This is a genomic window from Salipiger bermudensis HTCC2601 (assembly GCF_000153725.1).
In the GTDB taxonomy this organism is placed as follows: Bacteria; Pseudomonadota; Alphaproteobacteria; order Rhodobacterales; family Rhodobacteraceae; genus Salipiger; species Salipiger bermudensis.
Genome location: NZ_DS022277.1, coordinates 626,637 through 633,314, shown reverse-complemented (window position 1 = coordinate 633,314; position 6,678 = coordinate 626,637). Strand labels below are relative to the sequence as shown.

Genomic DNA, 6,678 nt, shown 5'->3' with positions numbered 1-6,678 from the left:
GCCGCCACCTCGGTCACCATCGCGAGCCTGCGGCCCGCGCCATGCTTCCCGTGCGGCACGATCGCCACGCTGCCGCCGCCTCCGCCCTGCGGGACCGTCGCAACCCTACCGCCCCCGCCGCCGCCTCCGCCCTGCGCCACCGTCGCGACCATGCCTCCGCCGCCGCCCTGCCTGCCCTGCGGCTCGGTCGGCAGCGTCGGCCCGATCTCGGCACAGAGCGGCGACGCGACCCAGGCCGGCGGCACCGCCGGCAGCGTCGGCACGGGAGGATGCCTCGGCTCGGTCTGCGGCACCGCCGGATCCGCCTTCACCGTGGGCAGCGTCGGCTCGGCGGGCGCCGCCTCGACGCCGCTCGGCGGCAGCGGCATGGGCGACAGCTCGACCCAGGCCGGAGGCACCGTCGGCACCGCCGGCAGCGTCGGCAGCGCGGGCACGTTCTGCGGCACCGCCGGCACCTTCGCCTGCGGCGGCACAGTGGGCTCGGCAGGCGCGGCCTCGACACCGCTCGGCGCCGACAGCTCGACGCAGTCGGGCGCCACATGGGGCAGCGCCGCCACCGCGGGCTCCGTCGGCACCTTCTGCGGCACCGCCGGATCGGTCGGCACCGCGGGCACCGCAGGCTCCAAGAGCTAAGCTCTCCTCGGAGCGGTCCGCGCCCTGCGCAGGCCGCTCCCCCAGCGCCCCTCGCTTGTCGAGGGGCGCGCCTTCCCACATCCCTGTATCCGCTGCCGAGTGACTCCCATGCACCCGATCCAACGTCCTGTCATCAAGTCGAAATATGTCGTCGTGCCGGTCTCGGGCGAGGGCATCTACCTGCTCAGCGAGAACGAGAAGCACGTGCTCGAGGGCGAGACCATGATGCAGCTCGTGCCGCTGCTCGACGGCCAGCGCGGCTGGCCCGAGATCCACGCCACCCTCGCTCCGGCGCTCGGCCCGGACGCGGTGGGGCAAGGCATCGAGGTGCTGCTGGCCAACGCCCACGTGGAAGAGGCCCAGCCCGACGACCGGCAACGATTCCAGATCTTCTGGACCGAACTTGGCCTCACGCCGCAGGCCACCGCCGAGCTCTTGGCGCGCAGCAATGTGCACGTGGTGCCGCTTGGCGAGGTCTCGGCACAGGCCGCGCTTCAGGGGTTGGCCTCGCTGGGGCTGCAGGCCGATCCGCAGCGCCTGGCCACCTTCACGCTGGTCCTGACCGACGACTACGAGAACCCCACGCTGGCCGAGATAAACCGCCACATGCTATCCACGGGCGCGCCGTGGATGCTGGTCAAGCCGCGCGGCCTGCTGCCGCTGGCCGGGCCGATCTTCCGGCCCAACTCGGGCGGCTGCTGGGCCTGCCTCGCCACGTGGCTGCGCCACAACCGCGAGGTCGAGACCTACGTCCGCCGCCGCACCGGGCAGGACGCCCCGTTCAGCACGTCGCGCGCCGAGGTGCCGCTGGGCGAGACACAGGTCATCTCGCTGGCGCTTCTCCAGATGGCACGGCTTCTGGCCCGCGCCGAGAGCCCGTTGATGGACGGGCGCCTCGTGGCCATCGACACGCTCACGGGCGAGCAGAGCCACCACGCCGTGACCCGCCGTCCGCAATGCCCCGAGTGCGGCGACCCGGCCTGCGCCCGCGTCGCGGGCCGGCCGGTGGTGCTCTCGGAGGGGCTCGGCCGCGTCGCCAACGAGAACGGTTTCCGGCCCGAAGCGCCCGAGGTCACCTACCAGCGCTACCAGCATCTCGTGTCGCCGCTGACTGGGGTCATCAAGGGCGTGTTCCCGGTGCCGGCCTCATTCTCGACCCCGATCCGCTCCTACATGGCGGGCCACAACTTCGCGCTCAAGAACGACCATCTGTTCTTTCTCAAGGACGGGCTGCGCACCAATTCCTCGGGCAAGGGCAAGACCGACGCGCAGGCCCGCACCTCGGCGCTCTGCGAAGCGCTCGAGCGCTATTCCGGCACCTTTCGACAGGAGGAGGAGTGCATCCACGCAAGCCTCGAAGAGCTCGGAGACGAGGCCATCGATCCGCGCGACGTGATGCTCTACAGCGAGCGCCAGTATGCCGAGCGCGACGCGTGGAACGCCAAGGGCGCGCGCTTCCAGGTGGTGCCACAGCCCTTTGATGAGACCGCACGCATCTCGTGGTCGCCGGTCTGGTCGTGGACGCAGGAGCGGCGGCGGCTGATCCCGACCTCGCTGGCCTATTACAACGTCAGCGAGGGCGACAACGCCTTCTACTGCTGGGGCGACAGCAACGGCGCCGCGGCGGGCGGCAATCTCGAGGACGCGCTGCTGCAGGGCGCGCTCGAAGTGATCGAGCGCGACGGCGTGGCGATCTGGTGGATAAACCGACTGTCGCGCCCCGGCGTCGACCTCGACAGCTTCGCCGACCCTTATGTCGAGGAGCTCAAAGCCTTCTACGCCGCCTGCGACCGCGAGTTCTGGGTGCTCGACCTCACCAACGACATGGGCATTCCCTGCATGGCGGCGGTCAACCGGCGCATCTCGGGCCCGACCGAGGACATCGTCATGGGGTTCGGCGCCCATCTCGACCCGCGCATCGCCCTGTCGCGCTGCCTCACCGAGATGAACCAGTTCATGCCGGCGGTGCTGAGCGTGAATGCCGATGGCAGCACACACTATGCCTATGACGACCCGGACTCGCTCGACTGGTGGCGCACAGCGACGCTTGCGAACCAGCCTTATCTCAAGCCGTCGCGGGCGAAGAAACGCAAGCCGGAGGATTTCGACTTCGGGGCCGAGGGCTCGGTCTCGGACAACGTGCGCAAGGTCTTCGGACAGTTCGAGGCGCTCGGGCACGAGGTGCTGATCCTCGACCAGTCGCGCCCCGATATTGGCCTGCCGGTGGCCAAGGTGATCGTGCCGGGAATGCGCCACTTCTGGGCCCGGCACGCGCCGGGGCGGCTTTATGACGTGCCGGTCAAGATGGGCTGGCTCAAGAAGGCCCTGACGGAGGACGACCTGAACCCGGTCGCGATGTTCATATGAGCGGGCCCGGGATGCGCGCCGTCCTGCGCCGAGAAGGGTTCGAGGCCAACGCGCCCCGGGCGCTGGCCGCCACCGGCCTGCTGGGCGACCGGGCCAGCCACACCCTGCACTCGGGGCTCGCCAATGGTGGCGTGGCGCTCACTGCTGCCAAACCGCCCGAGCGCGCCGCCATCGAGCAACTGGCCCGCGGCGGGCTCGTGGCCTTCCGCGACAGCGAGGACGTTGCGACGCTGCTGCCGGTCGCCGAGGGCTTTGCGCTGGGGCCGGAGGATCCACTGGCCGAGGCCGAACGCTGGAAGTTGTCGAAGTTCCAATATGTGCAGAGCGAGGGCGGCGAGGCGGTGGCGCGCTCGGCGCTGGGGTTGGCGATGGTGCAGATCCACGACCCCGCGGCTTTGGCGCTGATGGGCCGCTTCTCGGTCGCGACAACGCCCGCCGAGGCGCTCGACAAGGGCGATCTCGGCAATCGCGGCGCGGGATTTCTTGGCCTGCTCGCCTGCGCGGGCATCCTGCTGCCCTGCGACGGCGAGGGCCGCACCGCCGACGAGACCGACGACCAGCGCCGGATGTGGGATTTCCACGAGCTGGTTTATCACAGCCGCAGCCGGCTTGGACGCTCGGGCTTCCGCGTCGGCGCGACATGGGAATTCCGCGACGAGATCCCGCAGCCGCCGATCCTGCGCGACAGCCCGTGGCGCGACAACGGCGTCCTCCCGCTCTACCGCCCGACGGTGCTGTCGCGTGACATGCCGCTCTTCGAGGCGATGGAGACCCGCCGCTCGGTGCGCGCCTACAGCCCTGCCCCGATCACCGCGTGGGAGCTGGGCGAATTCCTCTACCGAACCATGCGGGTACGCGCGCACGTGAAGAGCGGCGACTACGAGGTCGCTTCGCGTCCCTACCCCAATGGCGGCGGCATCTACGAGCAGGAACTCTATGTCACCGTCGAGGCCTGCGCCGACTTGCCGCGCGGCTTCTATCATTACGACCCCGTGGCCCACGCGCTTTGCCCGATCAGCCCGCCGGATGCGGACATGTCCATGCTGATCGAGGAGGCGGTGAGCGCCACCGCCGGGCTTGGTCGGCCACAGATCCTCTTCACCATCGCCAGCCGCTTCGGTGGCTTCAACTGGAAGTACTCGGCGATGTGCTACGCCGCGCAGCTCAAGAACGTCGGGGCGATCTACCAGACCATGTACCTCGTCGCGACGGCAATGGGGCTCGGCGCCTGCGGTCTGGGACTCGGCAATGCCGACCGTTTCGCCCGGATGACCGGTCACGACTACGCCACCGAGGGCTCGATCGGGGAATTCATGATCGGCCGCCCGCTCTGACAGCCTGCCACGAAGGAGAAGACGACAATGGTTTCCTACACCGAAAGCCCGCTGCTCTCATCCCTTCGCGGCCGGGTCCCCGGCATTCCGTCCGAGGCCCGCCACGCGCTCTGCGACCAGCTCGAGATCGGCATGCGGGAGCTCTACACCCACCTGCCGCAGAAGATGTCGGCCTTCGGCATCGACCCGATCGCGCAGCTGCGCGCGCTCAGGGCCAGCCGCGAGGGCAACTTTACCCGTCGCATGCTGCGCATCATCAACGGGCTGAAGGATCGGCACACCACGCTGCGCATGCCACCGCCGTGGTCCGCGCTCGTGGCCTACGTGCCCTTCGTGATCGAGCGGGTCTACCACGACGACCTGCCTCATTACGTCGTCACCAAGCAGCTCTTCGGCTATGACGAGATCCCGGTCGGCGCCACCGTCACCCATTGGAACGGCACCCCGATTCACCTGCACATCAACGCGCTTGCGCGCGAGACGCAGGGCTCGAACTGGGCGGCGGCGCTGCGGCTGGCAATGGCGAACCTGACGATCCGTCCGCTGGCCTATGTGCTGATGCCCGGAGAAGACTGGGTGACGATCAACTACGTGGACCCCGACGGCACCGCCCGTGCCGTCTCCACGCCGTGGCGTTTCTATTCCACCGCCGCCGGGGCGCAGAGCCACGGCAGCGTGAAGGCGGGCGACGTTCCCGCCGCCGCGCTGACCGTCGGGCTCGATGAGCAGACGCTGCTGTCGAACAAGTTCCGCTCGATCGCGCAGAAGCCCCCCGAGAAGGCGCGCGAGGCGCTCACCACCGACGGCATCCTGCGCTATGGCGTCGTGCATACGCCGAGCGGACGCAGCGGCTACCTGCGAATCTTCAGCTTCGAAGTGCCCGACCCGGGCGCGTTCCTCAAGAAACTCGCGGGCATCCTCGAAAACCTGCCGCAGGACCGGCTGGTCATCGACCTGCGCGGCAATCCCGGCGGCCAGATCCCCGCCGGTCAGGGGCTGATCCGGATGCTGACCGCAAAGCCGCTCACCCCCGCCCCCATCGCCTTCCGCGCAACGCCCACGACGCTGGGCCTTGCCGCTGCCCCGGCCTTTCAGGAATGGCGCCGCTCGCTAGAGCTGCAGAGCGCGACCTCGAATGTCTGGGCGCAGGCCTTTCCCATCGCGCCCTACTACGACGACGTGCCGCCCTATCGCTTTCCGGGCAAGGTCGCGATCATCATCGACGCGCTGTGCTACTCGACCACGGATTTCTTTTCGGCGGATTTTGCCGACAACGAAATCGGCCCGATCATCGGCATCGACGCCAGCACGGGCGCGGGCGGCGCCAATGTCTGGCCGTGGTCGGTGCTGGTGAACTACACGCGCTTTCTCGGGATTTCCGGCCCCGAGCCCCTGCCCTCGGGGTTCGACCTCAACATCTCGATGCGCCGCGCCTACCGAACCGGCGCGAGCGCCGGCCTGCCGATCGAGGATCTGGGGATCCGCGCGCAGATCCTGCACAAGCAGACCATGCGCGACCTGCTCGAGGACAATGTCGACCTGATCGCCTGCGCCGTCGCGAGCCTCGCCTGACCAGAATGAGGACGGGCCGCCGGTCATGCAAAAAGGGGCGCCAGATTGGCGCCCCTTTCGGTGATCCTATAGGGATCTCTGCCCGCACCGCCCGAAGGCGGCCTGCGCGATCACTGGTAGCTCTTGATCATCGCTTCGGCGCTGGCCGCGCGGTTTGCGGCGGTGTTTTCGTCTTGCACAGCCTGGTACACGGCCACGGCCTGCGCGTTGGTCAGATCGGCGACATCCGCCTCGGGGGCGATCTTCTCAAGAGCGGCGCGTGCGAAATCGCCGGTGTTGAAGGTCTGGGCCGACGCGGCGCCCGAGAAGGCGGTGGCGGCGGCAAGAGCGGCGACGGTGAGGAATGCTGCGTTTTTCATGTCTAGGTCCTTTCGGTGTGTACTCGCACGGTTGTGCGAGAATTCTGTGTTCCGTGTCGTTCGGATGAGGGATATCTGCCCATCCGCCCCGGAAGTTTCAAATCACCGAAACGCTCACGTGCGCTCTCGAATTCGTGCGAGATCCGAGCTCGTCCGCGAGCATACCGCAACAAACACTGCCGAATCCTCATATTTTTCGGACCACGCGAGACTTCGACAGGGCCGTTGCGTCGTGAAGCAGCATCGCGAACGGCGCCCGAAAAGCACGAAGCAGGCTAACTGTGCATATGCGCACGTTGTAAATCGAAATGGACCAAAGAGGTGGACAAGATGCCCGGTTTCCCGACGCGTGGCGCTCCAACCCCAGCTGGCGCACAGGTTTGGCGGATGCCGCGGGCTGCGGCGCAAGACAG

The 6,678-nt window shown here is 68.4% G+C and carries 4 protein-coding genes and 1 pseudogene; 3 read left to right on the top strand and 2 right to left on the bottom strand.

Annotated elements, in window-relative coordinates; translation table 11 throughout:
* A pseudogene (locus R2601_RS27190) lies at positions 1-626 on the bottom strand (hypothetical protein); the annotation flags it as partial.
* Positions 627-741: 115 nt separating this feature from the next.
* Between R2601_RS27190 and R2601_RS21915 the strand changes: the two are divergent.
* Genes R2601_RS21915 through R2601_RS21905 form a run of 3 tightly spaced genes read left to right on the top strand, consistent with a single transcriptional unit; the run spans position 742 to position 5,906 of the window.
* On the top strand, positions 742-3,000 hold the full coding sequence (locus R2601_RS21915) for a TOMM precursor leader peptide-binding protein (RefSeq protein WP_007802858.1): 2,259 nt from the start codon (positions 742-744) through the stop codon (positions 2,998-3,000).
* On the top strand, positions 2,997-4,334 hold the full coding sequence (locus tag R2601_RS25695) for a SagB family peptide dehydrogenase (RefSeq protein WP_007802856.1): 1,338 nt from the start codon (positions 2,997-2,999) through the stop codon (positions 4,332-4,334). Before R2601_RS21915 ends, R2601_RS25695 begins: the two co-directional genes overlap by 4 nt.
* Positions 4,335-4,361: 27 nt before the next feature.
* Positions 4,362-5,906: a S41 family peptidase gene (locus R2601_RS21905; protein WP_007802854.1), complete on the top strand. Its 1,545-nt coding sequence runs from the start codon at positions 4,362-4,364 to the stop codon at positions 5,904-5,906.
* A 110-nt stretch (positions 5,907-6,016) separates the two neighbouring features.
* On the opposite strand, the gene R2601_RS21900 is transcribed toward R2601_RS21905, so the two are convergent.
* A complete protein-coding gene (locus tag R2601_RS21900; RefSeq protein ID WP_007802852.1) occupies positions 6,017-6,265 on the bottom strand; it encodes a hypothetical protein in 249 nt (82 codons plus the stop codon).
* Positions 6,266-6,678: the final 413 nt, after the last annotated feature.

Coding starts and splice junctions, on each gene's coding strand:
- R2601_RS21905 (WP_007802854.1), top strand. CDS start 4,362: ATGGTTTCCTACACCGAAAGCCCGCTGCTCTCATCCCTTCGCGGCCGG.
- R2601_RS21915 (WP_007802858.1), top strand. CDS start 742: ATGCACCCGATCCAACGTCCTGTCATCAAGTCGAAATATGTCGTCGTG.
- R2601_RS25695 (WP_007802856.1), top strand. CDS start 2,997: ATGAGCGGGCCCGGGATGCGCGCCGTCCTGCGCCGAGAAGGGTTCGAG.
- R2601_RS21900 (WP_007802852.1), bottom strand. CDS start 6,265: ATGAAAAACGCAGCATTCCTCACCGTCGCCGCTCTTGCCGCCGCCACC.